Origin of the sequence: Naumannella halotolerans (assembly GCF_004364645.1) — a bacterium.
Lineage (GTDB): Bacteria > Actinomycetota > Actinomycetes > Propionibacteriales > Propionibacteriaceae > Naumannella > Naumannella halotolerans.
Genome location: NZ_SOAW01000001.1, coordinates 954786 through 976247, shown reverse-complemented (window position 1 = coordinate 976247; position 21462 = coordinate 954786). Strand labels below are relative to the sequence as shown.

Sequence of the window (21462 nt, the reverse complement as noted above, 5' to 3'; positions counted from 1 at the left end):
GCCCAGATTAGGCGATACCGGCGATCGACGACCGAAGGTCGAAGGCGCGCCGGTAGCCGTCCACGACCGCCGGGCCGACCGTGCGCCAGTCGTAGCTGCGGGCATGGGCGCGACGTTCCCGTACCCGCTGGGAGACCGGTCCGGTACGGGCCTGCGCGAGTGCGGCGGCGACCGCACTCGCCAGCCCGGCCTCGTCCCCGGCAGGTGAGGTCGCCCCGACCAGGGCACCGTCGGCCCGGGTCAGCACATCGCGGAAGGCGGGCAGATCGGAGGCCACCACCGCGGCGCCGGCGGCCAGCGCCTCGACGACGACCAGCCCGAAACTCTCCCGACCCAGGTTCGGGGCGACGAAGACGTCGGTGGAACGCAGCAGTGCACTGCGCTGGGCGTCGCTGAGGTAACCGGTCCGCCGTACCCCCTCGGGCAGCCGGTGCCGGCCGGGTCCGGCGATCACGACATCGATCTCGCCGACCATCGAGCGAATCCGCGGCAGCGCGGAGAGGAACACGGCCAGGCCCTTGCGCTCCTCGTCCAAGCGGCCGAGCAGGGTGATCCGCGGCACTGCTGCGGTGGCCCGACTGCCGGCGAAGGCCGAGCAGTCGATGCCGTTCGGGATGATCATCGGATCGATCCCCAGATGATCATGGACCACCACCTGGGCGCTGTCGGAGACCGCGATTCCCAGATCGATCCGGTTGATCATCGGCCCCAGCACCCGGCCGGCAACCCGCATCGCGGTACTGCCCGGGGTGGCGGTGTGGAAGGTGGCCACGACCGGGACCCGGGAGGCGCGCAGCGCCAACAGGGAGATGCTGGGGGTCACCGGTTCGTGCAGGTGCAGCAGGTCGAAACGGTTGCCGGACAGCCAGGCCGAGACCCGGGCCGAACTGCGCGGGCCGAAGTTCACCCTGGCCACCGAACCGTTGTAGCGCACGGGTAGCCCCTGACCGGCCCCGCTGATGGGCAGCTCATCGGTGTCCGGTTCGGCGGCGGGAAGTTCACCGGGTGCGAGGATCTGCGGGCGGTGGCCGAGCCGGCGCAGCTCCCGGGCCAGGCCCAGCACGTGGTTCTGCACGCCGCCCGGCTGGGACAGCGAGTACGGGCAGACGATGCCGATCGAGAGCGGACCGCTCACGGACCCACCGCCGATCCCAACCGATCCCGATCTTCGTCCCGCACCGGAGCAGCCGGGGTTCGTCTACGGCGTACTCGGTCGACGGGTCGGTCGAAGAACGGCTGCATCAGGTGCCAGTCTGCCGGATGCCTGGCCACGTGAGCGGCGAAGAAGTCGGCAAGTTCCTGGGTCATGGCGACCAGTCCCCCACGTCCGGGCCGCAGCGGGATCGGTGCGGAGAAGTCGATCTTCATTCCGGTGGCGGTGTAGTGGCAGCCGACTCCGAGCAGCACCGCACCGGTCCGGCGTGCCACCAGTGCCGGGCCGGCAGGCATGGTGATCGGGTGGCCGTTCCAGCGCACCGGCACCCCGTCACCGGTGAGGTCGCGATCACCCATCAGGCAGACCACCCGTCGGTTGCGGACCGCACGGATCAGCTCCCGGACCACCGAGGAATCGTCGTGGGCGAGAATCTCGATGCCGAGGCGGCGGCGGATCTCGGTGAAGGCGGCGAACTCGGTCTCCCCCAGACGCTCGGCGACCGAGGTGACCGGCATCCCGGTGGCAGCAGCCCAGCCACCGGCCAGGTCCCAGTTGGCCGAGTGCGGCAGTGCACAGACCACGCCGGGCCCGGTGTGGGCCAGGCGCAGGATCCGTTCCCCGGTCGGTTCGGCACTGACCGCCGTGGCGGTGCGCAGCGGGCCCCAACTGGGCAGTGCGAGAACCTCCAGATAGGTACGCAGGTACGACCTGATGGCCTGGCGCTGCAGCGCCCGCCCTGGCCGGGTTCCGGTGGCCGCGGTGATGTTCGCGATCCAGTTGTCGATCTCCGGTGAGGGACGGGCGAGGCTCATCGCACTGCCCAGGTTCATGATCAGGTTCTGCACCGAGGAGGGCAGGTGCGGTGCGATCTGTTGTCCGCGGGCGAAGAGGAATCGGTTCCGGGCATCCACACCGGCTGCCGGCAGCAGGTTGCGGATGTCCGCCGGCCCGCGGGCTGTTCCCGGCTCAGTCATGAGCGCAGTGGAGGATGATCATGCCGGAGCCTCACCGCTCGACTCGCCGAAACTGGCCTTCGCCCGCCGCATCCGGACCGCCACGGTGATCACACCGAGGACGGCCAGGACCAGCAGCCCGAGGGCGAGCGCGAAGGGCACACCGAGGCCCTCCAGCAACAGGGACACCACGATGATCACGATCCGGTCCGCCCGGGCCCCCGGGCCGCCGCCACCCTCGCCACCGAGCGATTCGGCCCGCGCCTTCACATAGGAGGTGAGCTGACCCAGGACCAGCACCACCAGGGCCAGGACGCTCATCCAGCTCAGGCCCGGCTCGGCCCACTGCATGTTCCACTCGCCGTAACGGGCGGCTACACCTTCGGCCGGCAGGCCGTACCCGCCGAGCGCTGCGGAGGACCACGGGGAGGTCTGCACTACGTGGATCAGCACCGCGCCGAACAGGGCGCCGTCGGCCACCCGGTCCAGACTGGAGTCGAGGAAGGCACCCCAGGTCCGTTCCCGACCCAGCAGCCGGGCCATCGCCCCGTCCAGGGTGTCGGACAGCGACAGCAGACCGACGATCAGCGCCCCCTGCCACAACCAGCCGTTCGGGATGGTGATCAAAGCAGCCACGCAGACGGCCAAGGTGCCGACCCAGCTGACGACATCGGGGGGTATCCGCAGGCCCACCAGCAGGCGCGCCAGCGGTCGTACCAACCAGTCGCCGAATGCCCGAGCTCGCTCCAGCATCAGCCGAGCGGTCCGGTACTGCGACCGGCCGGTTCGCCGAAGAGGCGCGACCAGGCCGCATGCAGCCTGGACCGGGAGTCCTCCAGCAGCATCGGCAGCGGCTTGGTCTGGGCGATGATCGGCATGAAGTTCGCATCACCCTGCCAGCGGGGTACGACATGCTGATGCAGATGGGCCTGGATCCCGGCACCACCGACCACCCCCTGGTTCATGCCCAGGTTGAACCCCTGCGGCCCGGATACCTCGCGGATCACGATCATCGCCTGCCGGGTGAGCTCGGAGACCTCGGCCCGTTCGTCCTCGGTCAGCTCGGTGTAGTCGGCGACATGGCGGTACGGACAGATCAGCACGTGACCCGGTGAGTACGGGTAGAGGTTCATCACCACGTAGCAACTACTGCCCCGTCGGGCGACCAGGCCCTCGGCGTCGTCGAGCTTCCAGGCGCGGCAGAAGGGACAACCGTCCTCACCGCTGCCAGGTGCCGGCTTGTTCTCACCGTCGATGTAGACCATCCGGTGCGGCGTCCAGAGCCGCGCGAAACCGTCGCGCTCACCCGCCAGCTCGGTCTCGTCCTCGGCATCGGCACGCCGCAGTCCGCCTGCATCCACCGGCCCGGACCCGATGTCCGGGCGATCGTCATCGGTCCCGCTCATCGCTCACACCTGACGACGGTCGGAGATGGCGGAGGTGATCTCGGCGATCGCGTCCATGATCGGCACGCCGTTCTTCTGCGTACCGTCGCGGTAACGGAAGGAGACGGCGCCGTTGTCCCGATCCTCGCCACCGGCGATCAGCTGGAAGGGAACCTTCTGTTTGGTGGCATTGCGGATCTTCTTCTGCATCCGGTCGTCGGAGACGTCGACCTCCACCCGTACCCCGAGATTGCGCAGTTCGGAGGCGACCCCTTCGAGGTAGTCGTCGAACTCCGCGGCGACCGGGATGCCGACCACCTGCACCGGCGCGAGCCAGGGCGGGAAGGCGCCGGCGTAGTGCTCGGTGAGCACCCCGATGAACCGCTCGATGGAACCGAACTTCGCCGAGTGGATCATCACCGGCTGCTGACGGGATCCGTCGGCGGCCACGTACTCGAGGTTGAAGCGATCGGGTGCCGGCTGGTTGAAGTCGTACTGCACGGTGCCCATCTGCCAGGTCCGGCCGATCGCGTCGCGGGCCTGCACGCTGATCTTCGGACCGTAATAGGCAGCACCGCCGGGATCGTCGACCAGTTCGATACCGGTCGCCGCGGCGACATCGGCGAGCACCTTGGTCGCCTTCTCCCAGTCCTGGTCGGAGCCGATGAACTTGGTCGACTTCTCACCCTCGTCGTCGCGGGTGGACAACTCCAGGTAGAAGTCGTCCAGGCCGAAGTCACGCAGCACGCTCAACATGAAGTCGAGCAGGTGACCTACCTCGCCGGGCGCCTGGTCGGGGGTGACATAGGAGTGCGAGTCGTCCTGGGCGAAACCGCGGACCCGGGTGAGCCCGTGGACCACACCGGACTTCTCGTTGCGGTACACGTGGCCGAACTCGAACAAGCGCAGCGGCAGGTCACGGTAGGAGCGCTGCTGGGAGCGGTAGATCAGGTTGTGCATCGGGCAGTTCATCGCCTTCAGCCGGTACGGGTTGCCGTCCACGTCCAGCGGCGGGAACATCCCCTCGCCGTAGTACGGCAGGTGGCCGGAGGTGTAGAACAGCTCCTCCTTGGAGATGTGCGGGGTGCCGACGTACTCGAAACCCTCCTCGATGTGCCGGGCGCGGACGTAGTCCTCCATCTCCCGTTTGATCACACCACCCTTCGGATGAAAGATCGGCAGGCCGGAGCCCAGTTCCTCGGGGAAGGAGAACAGGTCCAGCTCGGCGCCGAGCTTGCGGTGATCACGCTTGGCCGCCTCCTCCAGGCGATGCTGGTAGGCCTTCAGCTCGTCCTTGCTCGGCCAGGCCGTCCCGTAGATCCGCTGCAACTGCTTGTTCTTCTCACTCCCCCGCCAGTACGCAGCAGCGCTACGGGTCAGCGCATAGGCCGGGATGTAACCGGTGTGCGGTACGTGCGGGCCGCGGCACAGGTCGAACCAGGCCACGGAGTCGTCGCGGTTGAGGTTGTCGTAGATGGTCAGCTGACCGGCGCCGACCTCGACGGTGGAGCCGTCGTCGTCGGAGGCCCCGCCCTTCAGCCCGATCAGTTCCAGTTTGTACGGCTCATCGGCCAGTTCGGCGCGCGCCTCGTCGTCGGAGACCTCCCGGCGGCGGAACCGTTGACGCTGTTTGATGATCTTGGTCATCGCCTTCTCGAGGCTCTTCAGGTCCTCGGGGGTGAACGGCTCCTCGACGTCGAAGTCGTAGTAGAAACCGTCGGTGATCGGCGGGCCGATACCGAGCTTGGCGTCGGCATGGGCCGCCTGCACCGCCTGGGCGAGCACGTGGGCTGCGGAGTGGCGGATGATCGCCAGCCCCTCGGCGGATTCGATGCCGATCGGCTCGACCCGGTCACCGGCCACGAGCTCACGGGTGAGGTCGCGCTGTTCGCCGTTGACCGTCATCGCCACGATCGTCCGGTCGTCACCGAACAGGTCCAGACCGGTGGTGGTGGTCTGCAGTTCCCTGACGTCGTCGTTCCCGTCCCGTACCAGGGTGATCTGTGCAGACACCGCTCGTTCCTCTCCTCGGTGGTCGCCGTCGGCTGATCCGCACGGCGTGCAGTGATCCATCATGCCGCACCGGAGAAGGATCGGTTTACTCCATATCGCCTGTCGACCCGGTTGCGGGAGCGTCGGCCGGTCGAGCCTGACAGCGGAGCACCGGGGGTCGGAGATCATGGCGCCCCGTCCTCACCCATCACTCCGGGATTGGCGTGAGTTCCATATTTCACAGAATGCGCAAGTGTGCAAGACTGATCGCCGAAGGGGAGTAGTTCCGCGTCACCGGCCGGTGACTGCGGTGCGTCGACACACTGGCGGACGCTGCGCATGCGCAGTTCCCCGCCCGGCGTACCACCCGAGAGCCCTCGGGCGAACGAGACCTTCGGCAATGCCGTCGTTGCCGTCGCGTCCTCCCGGTCCGCGTGCGGCCCGAGTGAGAGGACCCCGTGGGGTTTGCGGAAATGCTGATCATGGCGCTTGCCGTGTCGGCCGACGCCTTCGCCGTCGGCCTGACCCAAGGCGTCGGGATGCGCCCGTTCCGCTGGCGAAGGGCGCTGCTGGTGGCGGGCTTCTTCGGCTTCTTCCAGGCACTGATGCCATTGATCGGCTGGCTGCTGGGCAGTTCGGTCGCCGAAGACATCAAGGACTACGACCACTGGGTGGCCTTCGGCCTGCTGTCGCTGATCGGTGGCCGGATGATCTGGCAGGCGCTCACCTCGGCCGATGCCGATGAACCGCAGGAGACCCGGGTCAGCCTGCGGTCCCTGCTGGTCCTGTCGGTGGCCACCAGCATCGACGCCCTGGCCGTCGGGATCAGCCTGGCCGTGATCTCGGTGAACATCCTGCAGGCGGTGCTGACGATCGGCACCATCACCTTGGTGTTGACCCTGCTGGCGGTCTTCCTCGGGCATCGGGTCGGGCGCAGGCTCGGTACCCCGGCCGAGATCATCGGCGGTGCGGTGCTGATCGGGATCGGGGTACGGATCCTGCTGCAGCACCTGGGCATCCTCGGCTGACCTGTCGGCAGGCGGCCGGCTGGCGCCCGGAGAAGCCGAGCCGGATCGGGGGCGGCCGGGCTCAGCCGGACAGCTGCGCGCGCCAGTCGAGCGGTACGCGGCCCTTCGGCCCGGGAGCGGGCTGGTCGGCGGGATGACTGGTCGGCGGTGCCAGTTCGGGGCCGTCGAACGTCCCGCCGGTGGTGTAGTCGTAGAACCAGTCCTCCCCCGGTTCGTAACTGCAGATCACCGGGTGCCCACTGACGTGGAAGTGCGCGGTCGCATGTTTGCTGGGCGAACTGTCACAGCAGCCGATGTGCCCGCACCGGGCACAGCGCCGCAGGTGCACCCACCAACCGCCGTCGGCCGCACACTCCACACAGCCCGGGCCACTGGGTGGCACGCCCGGATTGATGCGGCGTGCTTCGGTGCCCTTTGCGCCCGTGCTGCCGGCACCGGTGCCTCCGGCGCCCGTACCTCCGGAGCTGATGCCCTCTGCACTGGTGCCCTGTATGTCGTCGGGATCCACCATCAGCCGACTCCTCCCTGGTTCATCCGGGCGCTCATCCGAGCGAGCCCGGACCGGCACCGTGCCGAACGGTACGTGGGGCCGATCCTATGCCGGGCCGGAACGAAAGAACCCGCAGAACGGATCTGCGGGTCTCGGTGGTGGGCGATACTGGAATCGAACCAGTGACCTCTTCGGTGTGAACGAAGCGCGCTAACCCCTGCGCCAATCGCCCGAGCGATCGCCAATGCTAGCGCAGTTCCGACGGTTGCCGAAATCGGTGCCGGCCAGCGACTCGGTGACCACTCCGGTCCATGATCAACGGCCCTTGATCAACGGGGGTCCGGATCGGCGGCGGACCGGGCTGCGAACTCCTTGGCGACGGCGCTGGTGACCGGGCCGACCTCCCAGAGTTGGCCGTCCCAGTCGACGATCGGGTGGACGTCGCGCAAGGACCCGGTGAGGAAGACCTCGTCGGCCTTTTTCGCCTCGGCCAGGCTCAGGTCGGCCTCTTCTGCACCGGACTGCTCGATCACGCAGCGCCGGGTGATCCCGGCCAGGGGTCCCGCAGCCAGGGTCGGGGTCACCACCCGATCACCGAAGACCAGGAAGATGTTCGATCCCGACGCCTCGCACACCTCACCCCGGGTGTTGCAGAACAGCGCCTCATCGGCACCGCGATCGTGCGCCCAGGCCAATGCCCGGACATTCCCGGCATAGGAGGTGGTCTTGATGCCCGAGAGCGGATCGTCGGGGTTGCGGGTCCACGGCACGGTCGCCAGCCGTCCCGGTCCGCTGGCCCTCGAAGCACTCGAGGCGGCGACGATCAGCCGTGGAGGGCCGAAGGCGTGGCCGCTGCTGAGGGGGCCGACTCCCCCGGTCCAGGTGATCCGCAGCCGTCCGTAGTCGAACTCCCGTACGGCCAGCACCGCCGCCACCCCGGCCCTGACCTCGGACTCATCGGGCGTCGGCAGCCCGAGGGTCTTCGCCGAGTGCTGCAGCCGCTGGATGTGCAGTCCGAGGGCGAAGGCACCCCAGGGTTCGATCTTGCAGGTCTCGAAGACACCGTCACCGGCAACCAGCCCGTGGTCGTCGGCCGGGATCAGCGCCTGATCGGAATCTGCGTACAGGACGCCGTCGATCCAGATGGTCGGTCGGTTCAGCTCAGCCACACCGCAATCGTGCCATGCCCGTATCCGCACCCGCCGGATCGGTTGTACCGCACCCGCACCCACCGCAATCGGTTCTGCCGTACCCGCACCCACCGCAATCGGTTCCGCCGCACCCACACCTACCGCAATCGGTTGTGCCGTACCCGCACGGGCGGGCCTGCGTCCAGGCGCCGCTCTTCATCCGTACCAAACCCACGGCACCACTCATCCGTTCCGCAGCAAACGCACCCAAACCGCGCCCATGAGTGCATCTCCTGCGGAACAGACGCGGGGCGCGGCGGGGTTCAGGGACCCAGTTGCAGGGCCGGCGCGCGTCGAAGGGCCAGTCAGCCGTCAGAGGCCAGCCGTCGGAGGCCAGCACGCGACGGAGGGTCAGCGCGGTTCGAGGACGAAGACCGGGATCTTCCGGGAGGTCTTCTCCTGGTACTTGGCGTACTCCGGGTACGCCTCGACGCTGCGGGCCCACCACAGGCCGTACTCCTCGGATTCGGGGTCCAGCAGCCGCGCCCGCACCGGGTGGGTCTGCGTACCGTCCATCACCTCGATATCGGGGTGGGCGATCAGGTTGTTGTACCAAACCGGATCCTTCGGGGCTCCACCCTTGCTGGCGACCGCGGCGTAGCTGCCCTCGTGCTCCACTCGCATCAGCGGCACCCGCCGGAGTTCACCGGTCTTGGCGCCCTTCTGCAGGGTGACCACGATCGGACGATCCATCACCGTGGCGGCAGCGGTCGTACCCGCGGCATCGATCTTCTGCAACTGCTTCACAACCCAGTCATCTTGTGCCATGGAACACACTGTAGGCGCGTCGCTGCCGCACTCCACCGGCGTCCACCACACCGGTTTGTACACCGCCCCGGTCGTCGGCTATTGTCGTCCACGCGCTGAACGGGGCAACACCCCGCCAGATGCACGCGGACGTGGCTCAGCTGGTAGAGCATCACCTTGCCAAGGTGAGGGTCGCGGGTTCGAATCCCGTCGTCCGCTCGGAGTGGATCTCAGCCCCGGGGTCTTCCAGCATGGGTCTCGACCAGATGCGGGGCTGCCCCGCACTGCTGGTGGAGTGGCCGAGAGGCGAGGCAACGGACTGCAAATCCGTCTACACGGGTTCAAATCCCGTCTCCACCTCGGGCGATTGGCGCAGGGGCTAGCGCGCTTCCCTGACACGGAAGAGGTCACTGGTTCGATTCCAGTATCGCCCACCATCGACAGGGCCGGTGTTCGCAAGAGCACCGGCCCTGACACATTTCCGGCCCGGGTACGCCCGCCATGCACTTCCCGCCACGCGGACACCTCTTGCACCGCTCGCCGGGGCACACCACTCGCTGCTGACACCCCGCTCGTCGGGTACCGACCTCGGGGGCCGGCCGGTACGGCCCGGTGCCCTCCCTCGATCGGCCCCTCACCGTGGAGATCTGATCGGACAGGAGAAGCATGTCCAACGACGAACTTGCGCGATCGACCTTCGCCCAACAGCGCCAGGATCAGGTCCTGCACCTGATCCGCGCCCGGGGATCGATCGTGGTCAGCGAGGTGGCTCCCGAACTCGGGGTCTCCGAGCTGACGATCCGCCGCGACGTCAACCAACTCGCCAGGCGTGGACTGGTCAAGCGGGTCCACGGCGGAGCCACCCTGCCCGACCCCGAGGCCACCTTCTCCGGCGCGCCCCGCAACCGCGGCGGCCGGACGATCGGCATGGTCGTCCCGTCCTACAGCTACTACTGGCCCTCGATCATCGCCGGTGCCCGGGCCGCCGCAGCAACGGCAGGCGTCCGGCTGCTCTTGCGTACCTCCTCCTACGACCTGGCCGATGACCGGCGACAACTGCGCAATCTGTTGCAGACACCGGGTCTGCAGGGACTGATCCTGGCCCCCGATGTGTCGGCCCCGGACTCAGCGGAGCTGCTGGCCGAGTTGGACGCCCTCGACCTGCCGGTGGTGCTCACCGAGCGGACCGCACCACCGGGGGCCTCGGCCGACTCCCTGGAATGGGCCAGCAGCGACCATGCCGCGGGTGCCGGCATGGCCGTTCGACATCTCCACGACCAAGGACACCGCAGGATCGGGTTGCTCTATCCGCAGAACTCCCCGACCAGCCGGCAGTTGATCGACGGCTGGCGCGACGAACTCCGCCGGCTGGGAGAGGACCCGACGCTGCCGTTGACCGGGATCTCCGACGGCTTCCTCGAAGCCGGCCGGGACACCGCGCTGGACCGCACGCTGGAAGCGGTGGACGCCACCGGGACGACGGCCCTGCTGATCCATGCCGATGCCGCCGCGGTCGCCTTCGTCCAGCACTGCACCGACCAGGGCCTGCATGTCGGCGACGATCTGGCCGTCGTGGCCTATGACGACGAGGTCGCCGCTCTGGGCTCTCCCCCGGTCAGTGCGATCCGACCCCCGAAGGAGTACGTGGGCAGACTGACCGTCGAGCTGCTGCTGGCCAGGCTCAACGAAGGCTCCCAGCGCCCGGTGCACCGGGTACGGATCGGCCCCGAACTCCACGTCCGGGAGTCGTCGGTGCGATGTTGATCAACGAGCGGCATCGGTCACGGGACTGACCGTCGACCACCGGTGAGGACGAGCAGCCCACCTGATCTTGGTCGGACCACGAGGACCGGCGCTCCCGCAAGGCCGTTGTTCGAGTGTGATCGTTTGCCGCGAATCCTGTTGTCAGGGCGTGGGTCCAGTTGTTGCATGTCACCCACAGCTCCCCGGCGAGGTTTCTCGCCCGACGACAGGATCGCCATGACGACGAAGTCATCTCCCACCACCCGCTGGGTCCGTTACGGTCTGGCCACGGCGCTCAGTACGGGACTGCTGATGTCTCCACTGAGCACACATTCCGGCCATGCAGCACCCGATGAGGATGCTCCGATCGAGGTCGTCGTCAACGGCGACGACATCGCGACCGACAGCGACGAAGGGCTCACGTTCAAGGGATTCGGCGTGCTCACCGCCAACAGCACCAGCGCCGTCCTGCTCGACTACAAGGCCCAGCACCCCGAGGAGTACGCACGGCTGCTGCGGATCCTGTTCGGCGGTGACAACCCGATCATGAACCACGTCAAGATCGAAATGGGCAATGATCGCAACAATTCCACCGGCCCGGATCCGGCAACCATGCGGACCGCCGATGAGGAGGCCAATGTGCGCCGGCATCCCGGCTTCCAACTGGCCGCCGACGCCAAACGCCTCAATCCGGACCTGAAGGTCTCGATCCTGCGATGGAATGCGCCCGGCTGGGTGGAGGACAACGACGACATCTACACCTGGTACAAGAACACCATCCTCGCCGCACACCGTGAGTACGGTTACATGATCGACTACGTGAACCCCGGGGTGAACGAGCACGCCGCCGACCTCGAATGGACCAAGGAGTTCAGCGAGCGGGTACGTACCGACTCCACCGGCTACGTCTCCGACGACCGTCGCCTGGCCGGCTTCCGCAAGGGTGAACGCAAACAGTTCAACCAGATCGAGACCGTGATCTCCGATGAGGTGAGCGTCGGCACCTTCGGTGACGAGATGATCGACGACGAGGAACTGCGCGAGGCCGTCGGTGCCTCGGGCTACCACTACAACACCAATGACGACGGTGCGGGGAACTTCACCGCACTGGCCGAGGAACACAACGAACAGATCTGGAACAGCGAGGCCCAGGCGACGTTCAGCAACACTTCCTTCCGGCGCTACAACAACACCGCCGACCCGGCCACCGAGGGAACCGGCATCGGCGGCAACGGTTCGGCCCTGGAGATGGCGAACACCATCGTCAAGGGGTTCGTGAACTCGCGCCGCAGCCACTTCATCTACCAGCCGGCGATCGGCTCCTTCTACGAAGGCGGCCAGTACTCCTACAAGGAACTGGTCAGTGCGCGCGACCCCTGGTCGGGGTGGATCCACCCAGCTCGACCGGCAGACCGTGGCAGTCCCAACCGGCCTACGACGGAGGTCTGGCTGTTCTGCAGCACTTCAGCAGCTTCGCCGACACCGGCTGGGAGGACGGCCGGGGCCGCGACGAGATCTGGCGGATGATCCCGCAGGCCAGCGCGAGCAGCGCCCAGGGGACAAACCCGGTGAACGGCCGCAATGGCGGACCGAACTACGTGACCATGGCCGATCCGGCGAAGTCCGACTTCTCCACCGTGATCGTCAACGACTCCGAGCAGGCGCAGACCCACCGGATCACGCCGCAGAACCTGCGGCTCGGCCGGAATCCGGAACTGTCGGTCTGGCAGACCACCGCTGCGGCGCAGGATGAGCAGTTCGACGCGAACTTCAAACAGCATGTGGCCGACGTCCGACCGGATGATCAAGGCGCCTACGAGGTGGAGGTGGCGCCCTACTCGGTGGTCAGTGTGACCAGTCTCGACGTCGAACGCGATGAGGCATGGACCACCGCGCTGCCGGTCGAGGGTGAGCGCACCGTGTTGGGCGAGGACGACGAGGTGTTGTTCTCCGACGACTACGACTACCGACGCAAGAAGGTCGCCACCATCGATCACCGGGGCAAGGTGAGCCGTCGTACCGAGAGCTTCATCGACTCCCGCGGTGGCGAGGAGGGAGCCATCCCGCTCTACACCTGGGCCCGCAACGGTGCCTTCGAGGCCCATCGCGCAGACGACGGTGAATGGGTCCTGCGACAGCAACTCGACACCGCCGAGGGCATCGGCGGCGCCGGGAACGGTGGGGACCCGGTCGCTGCCGTCGGTGACCGCCACTGGACCGACTACCGGGCCTCGGTCGACGTCGGTTTCGAGACCGAGTCGACCGAGAACAACTATGCCGCCCTGGGCGCGCGGAACAGTGGTGGGGGCAGCTCGCACAAGATCAGCGGAACCCCTTACACGATCCAGTTGTCCGCCACCGGTGACTGGACCTTCGCCCGCCTGGGCGAGACCATCGCCGAAGGCAGCATCGAGGACTGGCAGGCCGACCCCAAGGATTGGCACGAACTGCAGCTCGAGGTCGTCGGCAACCGGGTCACCGCCTCGATAGATGATCGACAACTGGTCGAGCACACCGACGACGAGCCGTACCTGTCCGGCTGGGTCGACCTGGCCAGCGGCCCGCACCACACCCAGTTCGACAATCTGCAGGTCGAGCGAATCGACGACCAGGCAGCCCATTACGACCGCTATCTGGATGACCTGGAGATGGCCGAGCTGGACGATCCCGGCGAGGAACTGCTGCGCTACGACGGTGAATGGTCCCACGCCAACGGGGAGTCCATGTACACCTACGGACGGACCGCTTCGGTGACCGAGGACGCCGGTTCCGGCCTGCAGTACACCTTCGACGGCACCGGACTGGATCTGATCGGCGCGAACGACGGGAGCGCCCGGTTGCGGGTGAGTGTCGACGGCGAGGTGGTCGAGCAGGAGGCGAGCACCGTCGCCAGCGGCGACTACCAGCAGACCTACTCGCTGCGCGACCTCGAACCCGGCCGGCACACGGTACGGATCGAGTTGCTGTCCGGATCGCTGAAGGTCGATGCCGTGGGGACAGTCGGCGCGCGTTGATCCTGAACGCCGGTGCGGTGCCCTCGCTGGCCCGCACCGGCGTTTCGCATGTCCGGATGCCGACGCGGTGGGGTTTGTCGGCCGTCCAGGGCCGGTCGTCTCCGTCGTTTGCCGTCAGGAGGACGTTCCGGGGATCGCGCCCTACGAGGCGAACCAAACAAGCGTCACACTCGATGGCGGTTCCGGCGCGACACGCCGGGCTGGTGACGGTTCCCCGTGATCGAGTGTGACGTTTGTCTTCTTGTCGCCCCGTGACCCGAGTTGCACACCGATGCCTCGGGCCGGGGTTCCAGTGAAAGGCCCCGCGCCGACCGGTCCCGGTGACACCCCTGGCAGCCCGGTCCCACTGGTGCGCCACGCGACCTGCAGTCGACGAATCTGTAAAACGTTTTACATAGAACGCTTTACATTCTCTGTGGTGACGTGCTTGAATCCCCGCACGTACCACCAAAGACGCTGGCCTCGAGTCAGCATCCGTTGACAAGGAGGTCAGATGTTCAGCAACTCACGCCGGCTTCTCGCTGCCGGCGCCGCCACCGCCTCGCTCATCCTGCTGGTGTCCGCAGGCTGTGCCTCGTCCCAGAAGTCCGAACCCGGTGCCGATGGCTCCGGTGGCACCTTGGCTGTCGCCCTGGAGAAGGCCCCGGGCAGTCTCGATCCCGCCGACATGGAGCAATCCACCAGTGCCTTCGCCCAGCCCGCCTATGACGCGTTGATCAAGATCGACGGCGAAGGCAACCTGGTCCCCGGTCTGGCGACGGAGTGGGGTTTCACCGATGATGAGAACAAGGTCTTCGAGCTGACCGTGCGCGACGGCGTCACCTTCTCCGACGGCACCGCTCTCGACGCCGAAGCTGTGGTCGCCAACCTCGAGCACCTCGACGACGGTCGCAGCAATGTCGTCTCCCTGGTCAACGGCGGAGACTACGAGGCGATCGACGACGACACCGTCCGGATCTCCTGGGACAGCCCCCATCCCCTGGCCGCACAGGCCTTCACCCAGACCTGGGTGGCCGGGATGATGATCTCCCCCGAGGCCCTCGCCGGTGATGCCGAGCAACTCACCACCTCGACCGCCGGCGCCGGCCCCTACGTACTCGACGCCGCGCAGACCGTTGCCGGGTCCCGCTACGTCTACACCGCCCGGGACGACTACTGGGATCCGGCGAACCAGCATTTCGACCAGATCACCATCACCGTGATGGAGAATGCCGAGCAGCGCCTCAACGCGTTGCGCACCGGCGAGGTCGACTACGCCGCCGGCGATCTGGGGACCGCCGCCGCGGCCACCGATGCCGGTATGCAGGTGCTGCACGCCCCGACCGTCGTCTACGGACTCAGCCTGCTCGACCGGGAGGGGACGCTGGACTCCCCGCTGCAAGATCTGGCGGTACGACAGGCGATCAACTACGCGATCGACCGGCAGGGCATCTCCGATGCACTCCTGGGCGAGTACGGGTCCCCGGCCCAGCAGACCGTGGTCTCCAGTGAGCCGGGGTACGTCGACGCACTCGCCGATGCCTACCCCTACGATCCGGAGAAGGCCCGCGAACTGCTCGCCGAAGCGGGTTATGCCGATGGGTTCACCCTGCCGGTGGTGGCCAGCACCTCCTCGACCGCTGCCACCTTGTCCCAGGTCTTCGCCGAACAACTCGCCGAGGTGGGCATCACCGTCGAACTCGACTCCCGTCCCAGTGCCGACTACTTCGAGGGGATGACCGGGGGTACGTTCCCCGCCGCAGTCATCGGTTACGGATCACAACCGGTGCCGATGGAGTACGACGGGTTGTTCGGCCCCGAGGCGATCTTCAATCCGCTCGGTTCCAGTGACGACGAGATCAACTCCACGATGGAGAAGGCGATGGCCGCACCCGAGGAGGAGGCGACCGTGCTGTACCAGCAGGTCATCTCCCGGCTGGTCGACCAGGCCTGGTTCGCTCCTGCGGTCTATGCGCCGGTGTTCTACTACGCCAGTGAAGATCTTGCGCCGCTCTCGGTCTCCGAGGCCAGGCCGCAGACTCCGTTGAACGAGATCCGTCCCGCGAACTGATCGCATCGGTGGTGTGCCGGTCTCCGGCACACCACCGACCCCATCGAAAGGTCGCCTGCACCATGTCACTGCGCCGATTGCTCAACTGGTTCGTGATGAGCCTGATCCTGTTCTTCGTGATCTCGGCCCTGCTGTTCGTCCTGGTCTCCCTCACTCCCGGTGATGCTGCACGGGTGATCGTCGGCCCGAATGCCTCGCAGGAGCAGTACCTGAAGGTACGCGAGGAGCTCGGTCTGGATCTCCCGCTGTGGCAGCAGTACGGGCAATGGCTGGGTCAACTCCTGCAAGGTGACCTCGGGGACTCCGTGGTCAGCGGGGTACCGGTCGCCCAGGTCCTGGCCGACCGGATCGAGGCCACCTTGTCCTTGATCATCCTGACCTTCGTCTGCGCCTCGATCCTGGGGATCGTGCTCGGAGTGATCGGCGCCGCCCGCCCGGGCATCGTCGGCAAGGCGGCAGACATCGGCAGTGTGATCGGCTCCGCGGTCCCGAGCTTCTGGATCGGGTTGGTCCTGGCTGCGATCTTCGCCGTCCAGTTGCAATGGCTGCCCACCAGTGGTTACAGCCCGCTGGTCGACGGTCTCGGCGCCTGGCTGGTGCACCTGATCCTGCCCGTCGCCACCTTGACGATCGGCGGCACGGCCCTGCTGGCCAAACAGACCCGTGATGCCGTCGCCGAACAGTTGAGCCAGCCCTACATCCTGCTGCTGCGCGCCCACGGTGTCAGCGAACGGCGAATCCTGTGGCGCCATGCACTGCGCGGGGCGGCCGTACCGATCGTCACCATCCTGGGCATGAAGATGATCGGTCTCACCACCGGCACCGTGCTGGTGGAGAGCGTCTTCGTGATTCCCGGGTTCGCCGGTTACGCAGTCAACGCGACGTTGCTGCACGACATCCCGGTCGTGCAGGCGATCGCCTTGATCTTCACCGTCGTGATCATCATCACCAATCTGGTTGTGGAGTTGCTCTACAGCCGGCTCAACGTGAAGGAGGCCTCGCGATGAGCGACTCCCCCACCGTCACCGAAACCCAGCCGACGACCCGCGACACCCGTCAACCGGTGGGCCTGTGGCGGCTGTTGTTGGCCCGCAAACAGTTCGTCGTCTCCCTCGGCGTGGTCGTCGTGCTGACCCTGGCGGTCGCCGCCGCCGGTGTACTGGCGCCGTACCCACCACTGGCACAGGATCTGTCGGCAACCCTGGACGGCCCTTCGGCTGCACACCTGTTGGGCACCGACGACCTCGGCCGCGATGTCTTGTCACGACTGCTCCACGGCGGGCAGATGACGCTGCTCGGTGTGGTCCAGGCCATGATCGTCTTCCTGCTGGTCGGCACCACTCTCGGACTGCTGTCCGGTATGGCCGGCCGGCTGATCGACACGATCATCATGCGGGCCGCGGAGCTGCTGTTGAGCGTGCCAGCCTTCATCATCCTGCTGGTCCTGCTGTCGATCGTGCCCGGCAACATGACCGTGGCCATGATCGCACTCGGCATCCTCACCAGTCCCCTGCTGATCCGGGTCGTGCGCGCCACCACCCGGTCGGTGCGCGATGAGCTGTTCATCCGCGGTGCCCGGACGATGGGCCTGACCGAGACCCAGATCACGGTACGGCACGTGCTGCCGCGGCTGGCCGGGCCGATCATCGTCCAGGCAACAGTCTTCGCCGGCGTCGTGATCATCGCCGAGACCGGTCTGGGCTACCTCGGATTCGGAGTGGCGCTGCCCGATCCCAGCTGGGGCAACATGGTCCAGACCGCCTCGCAGAACATCGGCCGCGCTCCATGGTTACTGGTACCCACCGGTGGCGTGATCATCGTGACCATCATGTCGTTGATGTTGCTCGGGGACAGCGTTCGCGACGCCGTCGCCGAACGCTGGAGCGGTCAGGTCTCGACGCTGGCCCGTCGTGGCCGTACCCAGCCCTCGCCCGTCGCCACGGCGAGCGCCGCTGCGCAGACCGAGGCCGAGGCCGTGCTGCGGGTCACCGATCTGAGCGTGGTGGTCGACACCTCCGAGGGGACCACCACCTTGGTCGACGGCGTCTCCTTCGATCTGCTGGCCGGGGAGACCCTGTGCCTGGTCGGGGAGTCCGGATCGGGCAAGTCGGTCACCTCGCTGGCCCTGCTCGGGCTCAGCCGCGGCACCCGGGTGGCCTCGGGGCAGATCCTGGTCGGTGGCCGTGACATCGCCACCGAGTCCGCCGAACAGGTACGCGTCCTGCGCTCGCGTACCTTCGGCTACATCACCCAGGATCCGCAGCCCTCGTTGGATCCCTCGATGCGGGTCGGTGACCTGCTGGCCCAGTTGGTACGACTGCACCAGGGCGTCGACCGGGCCCGAGCGCGTGCCGAGGCGATCGCACTGCTGGAGCGGGTACGGATTCCCGACCCGGAGGCCGTCGCGCGTCGTTACCCGCATCAACTGTCCGGTGGCATGGCCCAGCGGATCGTCATCGCGGCTGCGCTGAGCGCCGAACCGCAGATCCTGATCGCCGACGAACCGACCACCGCCCTCGACGTGACCGTGCAGGCCGAGATCCTGGCCCTGTTGCACGATCTGTGCGAGAGCGACGGCTCGATGGCGCTGCTGCTGGTCACCCATGACTGGGGCGTGGTGGCAGACATCGCCGATCGGGTGATCGTGATGAAGGACGGGAGGCTCGTCGAGGCGGCCGGCGCCGAGGAGATCTTCACCGCTCCCACCAACCCCTACACCCAGGCGATGCTGGCCTCGGATCCGGCGAAGGAGGGGCCGCGTCCGCCCCGCCCGGCCACCGCCCCCCTGCTCAGCGTCCGTGACCTGCGGATCGACTACCCCGGACGTGATGCCCGCGGCCGGGTGCGGACCACGACCGCCGTCGACGGGGTCAGTCTGGACCTCATGCGCGGTCGCACCCTGGGACTGATCGGGGAGTCCGGATCGGGCAAGTCCAGTGTGGGCAATGCGATCGTCGGACTGGTGTCCCCGGTGGCCGGTCAGATCCTGCTGGACGGTGAGGACCTGGTGCGGGTCGGCCCGGCGCGGCGCCGTGAGCTCAGCCAGAAGGTGCAGATCATCTTCCAGGACCCCTACGGGTCGCTGAATCCGGTGCGGACCATCGGGTCCATGTTGAGTGAGCCGCTGCGACTGGCTCATCGGATGTCCGGCCGGGAGGCCACCGCCCGGGTCAACGAGGCGTTGGAACGGGTCGGGCTTCCTGCCAGTGCCGCATCCCGGTTCCCCTCCCAGTTCTCCGGTGGACAGCGGCAACGCATCGCGATCGCCCGGGCACTGGTGCTGGGCCCCGAACTGATCGTCTGTGACGAACCGGTGAGCGCTTTGGACCTCACCATCCAGGACCAGGTGCTGCGGCTGTTGAACGAGTTGCAGGACGACCTGGGCATCGCCTACCTGTTCATCTCCCACGATCTGTCCGTGGTCCGGAGCTTCTGCGACGATGTGGCGGTGATGTATCGAGGCCGGATCGTCGAACAGGGGCAGACGGCCCGGGTCGTCAATAATCCCGACCATCCCTACACCCGTTCGTTGCTCGACGCGGCACCGATCCCCGATCCTGCGGTGCAGCGCGGCCGTTCCCGGCAAGCCGAACGGTACGTACCGTGACCCGGTCGATCACGATCCGCGACGTGGCCCGGGTGGCGGCCGTCTCGGTGGCCACGGTCTCCAACGCGCTGAACCGCCCGGACCGGGTCTCCAGTGCCACCCGGCAACGGGTCCTGGAGGCGGTGGACGAGCTCGGTTATGTCCCCCAGGCGGTGGCCACCCAGCGGGCCCGTCAACAGCATCGGCGGATCGGGGTGATCGGGCCCTTCGGCACCTACGCCTCCTACGCGGTACGGCTGCGCGGAATCCTGGAGATCCTCGGTTCGGGTCCCTCGGAGGTGATCTTGTTCGATCATCCCTCGGCCAGCCGCTCGCCGTCGCCACGCCTGGCGACCCTGCCGGTTGCCGGTGACCTCGACGGGCTGATCGTGCTCGGCATCCCGCTCGGCGGTGAGCTGGCCGAGCGGCTTCTCGACCGCGGACTGCCGACGGTGCTCATCGACTCCGACGACCCGCATTTCAGCTCCATCGTGTTGGACGAGGAACATGGCGCGCAGATGGCGGCCGAGCACCTGTTGCAGGCCGGGTACGAACGGTTCGTCTACATCACCGAGGGGCAGACGCCGACCGATTACGTGTCCCACGGTTCGCGCCGCTTCGCCTCGTTCGGTCGAGCCCTGCAGGACCTGGGGGTACGACCTGCCGACGTCTCCTCGATCGATGCCCGCGCCGGTACCACCGAGGCCGGTCGTCACGCCGCGGCGCAGTTGACCACCGCCGCCGACCGGGCCCGGGTCGGTGTGCTGGCCGGACACGATGTGCTCGCCGCAGGCGTCCTGCAAGGGCTGCGGGAGAGGTCTGTCTCGGTGCCCGAACAGGTCGGGGTGATCGGCTGGGACGGCGGCGACCTGGTGGAGGCCCTCGGGCTGAGCACCATCGAACAGCCCCTGGCCGAATCCGGCCGGTTGGGCGCCGAGCAACTCAACGCCTTGATCAAGAACCCGCAAAGCCGGCTCGCCCGGGTCGTCCTCCGGCCGCGACTCGTCCCGGGTTGGACCAGTTGACCGCCATCGATCCGACCACCGCGCGTTTCGTCGCCGAGGTCCGCCGCTCCACCACCGGACCGGGACCGGACCACCCGGGTCTGCGCGGAAGCCAGGAGTCGGTCGAGGACTGGTTGTCCCGGGTCCGGACCGCCCGCCGGGAGGCCGATCGCCGCGCCGTCGAGCACCGCCGGCTGGTCGACGCCGCAGCCCGGACACTGTACGGACATACTGCCGCCGAGTTGGTCGACACAATTGCCGAACTTGATCATCTCGACCTGACCCTGACCGTCGACGATCGGTGGTCGCTGGCCGATCTGGTACCGGACCGGGATGCGGAGCTGCCGCATACACCAGCCCACCGCCTAGATCCGTCGCAGCACCCGATCGCGCTGCGGGTGACGACACCACCGGATCCACGGGCGGTCGTGATCCGCCTGCACGGCGGCGCGTTCTGGATGGGCGGCGGGTCGGTCGGGCGGGAGATCGACGCCGCGTTGATCGATCGGGTCGCCCACGGCGCCGCAGCCGCGGTGATCGACCTCGACTACCGGTTGGCTCCGGAGTATCCCTTCCCGGCGCCGGTGGTCGACACCCTGGCGCTGTTGGACCGCCTGCGCGCCGATGGCTTGGGGCTGGTGGCCCCGGACGTACCGGTGGCACTGCTCGGCACCTCCTCGGGTGCGAATGTGGCGGTCGCCGCGGCCCGGCTGGACCGTCTGCGCGGCTGCCGCGACGTACCCGGCCTGCAGGCTCTGGCTCTGATCGTCCCTTCGGTGCAGTTGACCACCCTGCCCGACGGAACGACTCCGGATCCGCAGGCCTGGGAGTCACGACATGAGCTGCTGGACTCGTATCTGGCGGGGCTGGCGCTGGACGACCCGTGGGCCTCCCCTGCGCTGGACACCGCTTCGCTTGCGCTGCCACCCACCCGGATCGCGGTCGCCGCCTACGACGAGATCGCCGCCGGAGGACGGGAGTTGTCCGCGGCCATCCGTCGATCCGGCGGAGCGGCCTGGTGTCAGGACTATCCGATGACCCACACCATCGCCGCCCCGCAGACCGAGGCCGCCATGATCAACGACACCGCCGAATTCCTCGCCGACCGGCTCGGCCGGGTCTAG

General features: G+C 67.6%; 17 protein-coding genes and 4 tRNA genes. 12 read left to right on the top strand and 9 right to left on the bottom strand.

Going from position 1 to position 21462, the window contains the following annotated elements; genetic code table 11:
- Positions 1 to 7: 7 nt before the first annotated feature.
- From CLV29_RS04570 to thrS, 5 genes are read right to left on the bottom strand one after another with little or no spacing between them, the layout of a single operon-like run.
- A complete protein-coding gene (locus tag CLV29_RS04570) occupies positions 8 to 1135 on the bottom strand; it encodes a glycosyltransferase family 4 protein (protein WP_133753846.1) in 1128 nt (375 codons plus the stop codon).
- Entirely contained in the window at positions 1132 to 2130 is a 999-nt protein-coding gene (locus CLV29_RS04565; protein ID WP_133753845.1) for a phosphatidylinositol mannoside acyltransferase, read from the bottom strand. The genes CLV29_RS04570 and CLV29_RS04565 overlap by 4 nt, the downstream gene beginning before the upstream one ends.
- A gap of 18 nt (positions 2131 to 2148) precedes the next feature.
- Positions 2149 to 2862, bottom strand: coding sequence for a CDP-alcohol phosphatidyltransferase family protein (locus CLV29_RS04560; RefSeq protein ID WP_133753844.1), 714 nt, complete (start codon positions 2860 to 2862; stop codon positions 2149 to 2151).
- Positions 2862 to 3515 carry an HIT family protein gene (locus tag CLV29_RS04555; RefSeq protein WP_133753843.1) on the bottom strand — a complete coding sequence of 218 codons (654 nt, stop codon included), beginning with the start codon at positions 3513 to 3515 and terminating at the stop codon, positions 2862 to 2864. The genes CLV29_RS04560 and CLV29_RS04555 overlap by 1 nt, the downstream gene beginning before the upstream one ends.
- Positions 3516 to 3518: 3 nt before the next feature.
- The gene (gene thrS, locus CLV29_RS04550) at positions 3519 to 5507 is read right to left on the bottom strand and encodes a threonine--tRNA ligase (protein ID WP_243831721.1); all 1989 of its coding nucleotides are present in this window, start codon (positions 5505 to 5507) and stop codon (positions 3519 to 3521) included.
- Positions 5508 to 5944: 437 nt separating this feature from the next.
- Here thrS and CLV29_RS04545 point away from each other — a divergent pair, with 437 nt between their 5' ends.
- The gene (locus CLV29_RS04545; protein ID WP_166649126.1) at positions 5945 to 6514 is read left to right on the top strand and encodes a manganese efflux pump MntP; all 570 of its coding nucleotides are present in this window, start codon (positions 5945 to 5947) and stop codon (positions 6512 to 6514) included.
- Positions 6515 to 6575: 61 nt separating this feature from the next.
- Here CLV29_RS04545 and CLV29_RS04540 read toward each other — a convergent pair whose 3' ends face one another.
- From CLV29_RS04540 to CLV29_RS04525, 4 genes are all read right to left on the bottom strand, one after another.
- Positions 6576 to 7025 (bottom strand): UBP-type zinc finger domain-containing protein, encoded by a 450-nt coding sequence (locus tag CLV29_RS04540; protein ID WP_133753842.1) that lies wholly within the window; start codon positions 7023 to 7025, stop codon positions 6576 to 6578.
- 135 nt (positions 7026 to 7160) lie between these two features.
- Positions 7161 to 7236, bottom strand: a tRNA-Val gene (locus tag CLV29_RS04535).
- 97 nt (positions 7237 to 7333) lie between these two features.
- The gene (locus CLV29_RS04530; RefSeq protein ID WP_243831720.1) at positions 7334 to 8173 is read right to left on the bottom strand and encodes an aminotransferase class IV; all 840 of its coding nucleotides are present in this window, start codon (positions 8171 to 8173) and stop codon (positions 7334 to 7336) included.
- Positions 8174 to 8545: 372 nt separating this feature from the next.
- Entirely contained in the window at positions 8546 to 8962 is a 417-nt protein-coding gene (locus CLV29_RS04525) for a nitroreductase family deazaflavin-dependent oxidoreductase (RefSeq protein WP_133753841.1), read from the bottom strand.
- Between the two features lie 125 nt (positions 8963 to 9087).
- Here CLV29_RS04525 and CLV29_RS04520 point away from each other — a divergent pair.
- From CLV29_RS04520 to CLV29_RS04470, 11 genes are all read left to right on the top strand, one after another.
- Positions 9088 to 9160, top strand: a tRNA-Gly gene (locus tag CLV29_RS04520).
- Between the two features lie 70 nt (positions 9161 to 9230).
- A tRNA-Cys gene (locus CLV29_RS04515) sits at positions 9231 to 9301 on the top strand.
- Between the two features lies 1 nt (position 9302).
- Positions 9303 to 9378, top strand: a tRNA-Val gene (locus CLV29_RS04510).
- A 229-nt stretch (positions 9379 to 9607) separates the two neighbouring features.
- Complete coding sequence (locus CLV29_RS04505; RefSeq protein ID WP_133753840.1) at positions 9608 to 10705, top strand: substrate-binding domain-containing protein; 1098 nt, start codon at positions 9608 to 9610, stop codon at positions 10703 to 10705.
- Positions 10706 to 10921: 216 nt separating this feature from the next.
- On the top strand, positions 10922 to 12211 hold the full coding sequence (locus tag CLV29_RS16685; protein WP_243831719.1) for a glycoside hydrolase family 30 protein: 1290 nt from the start codon (positions 10922 to 10924) through the stop codon (positions 12209 to 12211).
- Entirely contained in the window at positions 12208 to 13698 is a 1491-nt protein-coding gene (locus CLV29_RS17110) for a hypothetical protein (protein WP_133753838.1), read from the top strand. The genes CLV29_RS16685 and CLV29_RS17110 overlap by 4 nt, the downstream gene beginning before the upstream one ends.
- Before the next feature lie 493 nt (positions 13699 to 14191).
- Positions 14192 to 15748 (top strand): ABC transporter substrate-binding protein, encoded by a 1557-nt coding sequence (locus tag CLV29_RS04490; RefSeq protein WP_133753837.1) that lies wholly within the window; start codon positions 14192 to 14194, stop codon positions 15746 to 15748.
- A gap of 62 nt (positions 15749 to 15810) precedes the next feature.
- Complete coding sequence (locus CLV29_RS04485) at positions 15811 to 16755, top strand: ABC transporter permease (protein ID WP_133753836.1); 945 nt, start codon at positions 15811 to 15813, stop codon at positions 16753 to 16755.
- Complete coding sequence (locus tag CLV29_RS04480; protein WP_133753835.1) at positions 16752 to 19355, top strand: ABC transporter ATP-binding protein/permease; 2604 nt, start codon at positions 16752 to 16754, stop codon at positions 19353 to 19355. The genes CLV29_RS04485 and CLV29_RS04480 overlap by 4 nt, the downstream gene beginning before the upstream one ends.
- Complete coding sequence (locus tag CLV29_RS04475) at positions 19352 to 20359, top strand: LacI family DNA-binding transcriptional regulator (protein ID WP_133753834.1); 1008 nt, start codon at positions 19352 to 19354, stop codon at positions 20357 to 20359. The genes CLV29_RS04480 and CLV29_RS04475 overlap by 4 nt, the downstream gene beginning before the upstream one ends.
- Positions 20356 to 21462 carry an alpha/beta hydrolase fold domain-containing protein gene (locus tag CLV29_RS04470; RefSeq protein ID WP_133753833.1) on the top strand — a complete coding sequence of 369 codons (1107 nt, stop codon included), beginning with the start codon at positions 20356 to 20358 and terminating at the stop codon, positions 21460 to 21462. The genes CLV29_RS04475 and CLV29_RS04470 overlap by 4 nt, the downstream gene beginning before the upstream one ends.

Bases quoted from the DNA above. Each gene is read 5' to 3' on its own strand.
- CLV29_RS04540 (WP_133753842.1), bottom strand. From the start codon at position 7,025: ATGGTGGATCCCGACGACATACAGGGCACCAGTGCAGAGGGCATCAGC.
- CLV29_RS04555 (WP_133753843.1), bottom strand. From the start codon at position 3,515: ATGAGCGGGACCGATGACGATCGCCCGGACATCGGGTCCGGGCCGGTG.
- CLV29_RS04565 (WP_133753845.1), bottom strand. From the start codon at position 2,130: ATGACTGAGCCGGGAACAGCCCGCGGGCCGGCGGACATCCGCAACCTG.
- CLV29_RS04480 (WP_133753835.1), top strand. From the start codon at position 16,752: ATGAGCGACTCCCCCACCGTCACCGAAACCCAGCCGACGACCCGCGAC.
- CLV29_RS17110 (WP_133753838.1), top strand. From the start codon at position 12,208: ATGATCCCGCAGGCCAGCGCGAGCAGCGCCCAGGGGACAAACCCGGTG.
- CLV29_RS04525 (WP_133753841.1), bottom strand. From the start codon at position 8,962: ATGGCACAAGATGACTGGGTTGTGAAGCAGTTGCAGAAGATCGATGCC.
- CLV29_RS04485 (WP_133753836.1), top strand. From the start codon at position 15,811: ATGTCACTGCGCCGATTGCTCAACTGGTTCGTGATGAGCCTGATCCTG.
- CLV29_RS04560 (WP_133753844.1), bottom strand. From the start codon at position 2,862: ATGCTGGAGCGAGCTCGGGCATTCGGCGACTGGTTGGTACGACCGCTG.
- CLV29_RS04490 (WP_133753837.1), top strand. From the start codon at position 14,192: ATGTTCAGCAACTCACGCCGGCTTCTCGCTGCCGGCGCCGCCACCGCC.
- CLV29_RS04505 (WP_133753840.1), top strand. From the start codon at position 9,608: ATGTCCAACGACGAACTTGCGCGATCGACCTTCGCCCAACAGCGCCAG.
- CLV29_RS16685 (WP_243831719.1), top strand. From the start codon at position 10,922: ATGACGACGAAGTCATCTCCCACCACCCGCTGGGTCCGTTACGGTCTG.